Annotated in this window: 1 protein-coding gene; it reads right to left on the reverse strand. The window is 40.1% G+C overall.

Annotated features, from left to right (window positions below; translation table 11 throughout):
* Positions 1-22 precede the first annotated feature (22 nt).
* On the reverse strand, positions 23-1,174 hold the full coding sequence (locus FTU36_RS16550) for an IS4-like element ISAbe18 family transposase (RefSeq protein WP_104425765.1): 1,152 nt from the start codon (positions 1,172-1,174) through the stop codon (positions 23-25).
* Between the last annotated feature and the right edge of the window lie 99 nt (positions 1,175-1,273).

The following is a 1,273-nucleotide window of genomic DNA, read 5'->3' on the forward strand; positions in this document are numbered from 1 at the left end:
GTCACTGCTGTCCCACAATTTTTCACAAGAGGAAGCTCATTTGAGCTTCCTCTTGTTTTATGGGTATTTTATCGGGTGAAAATAAAGCTTTTAAAGTTCTTCTTTCAAACAAATTCACTTGAATTATTCTGAGTAAACGTTGAACTGTCCAACCTGTTTTTCCTAAATGTTGAGCGAAACTCACCAATAAATAGGCGATCATCGCAATCCAGATTTGTGTCTGAATTGCGTTCCTGCTGCGACCTAGAAACGCTTTTAATTTGAGATTCTGCTTAATCGCCTTAAAGAACAGCTCAACTTTCCAACGATCTTTATAAATCGCCGCAATGGTGGAGGCGGCTAAATGAAAGTTATTGCTGAGAAAGCTAAAGTGCTTGCCACTTTGCTGATCTCTATATTCAATTCTTCTTAACACTGGGGCTTTTCTTTTTAGGGCATGTGCGCTATTCAGCTGAATGGTTTCATCTTTTAGAATACCTTTGGATTCAAGCACTGGATGTTGCTGGATCACCTGATACACAGATTTAGGCCTAAAACGTGTGACAAATCCAATGTTTTGAGCAGTCAGATTTGCATACCATTGGTAATCGACATAGCCTTTATCAAAAACTACAATGCTGCCAGCAGGAAACTGGAATTTGCGGCCTTGTACCATGTCATTTTCTTTGCCATTTTCAACTGCAACAAACTCAGGAATATCATTGCTGTGATTCAATCCTATACTGAGTTTCATGCTGGCTTTTGAGTCGTGAACTTTGGCCCATTCACATAAGGAAAGCGACAGGTCAATATGACTGGCATCCAAGGAATACAAGGGATTCTTAAAGCGAAATTTATGAGCGACTTTTGAGTGGTCATAGTATTTAAGCAACTTGTAAAATAGCTGTTGATACAAGGCAGCAGGCTGCTGCTCATTGATTCGTGCCAGCGTGCTTCGGGGAATAGACTTTGCTCCGAGATGACTTAGCTTTTCCTGTTGGCACTCCAAATTGGATTGAATATCTCTCAGACTTTGCCTACAAGAGAATTGAGACATCAATATGGCAATAAACTGATCCCACCGGGAAGCCGCTCTAAATTTCTGTCCAACATGGTGCACTTTAGCAAGTTGTTCAAAATCCTGTCGCACAACAGGTTTAATTAGCTCATGAAATACGGTATTCTGATGTGACAAAACCTGAATCCTGGTCGTTAAAGTGTTTGTTTGCACTCATATTTTAACTGTTAGGACTCAGGTTTTTTTATTTAAAGCAAACTATGGGACAGCAGTGAC

The organism is Acinetobacter sp. YH12096 (assembly GCF_013419215.1).
Lineage (GTDB): Bacteria > Pseudomonadota > Gammaproteobacteria > Pseudomonadales > Moraxellaceae > Acinetobacter > Acinetobacter amyesii.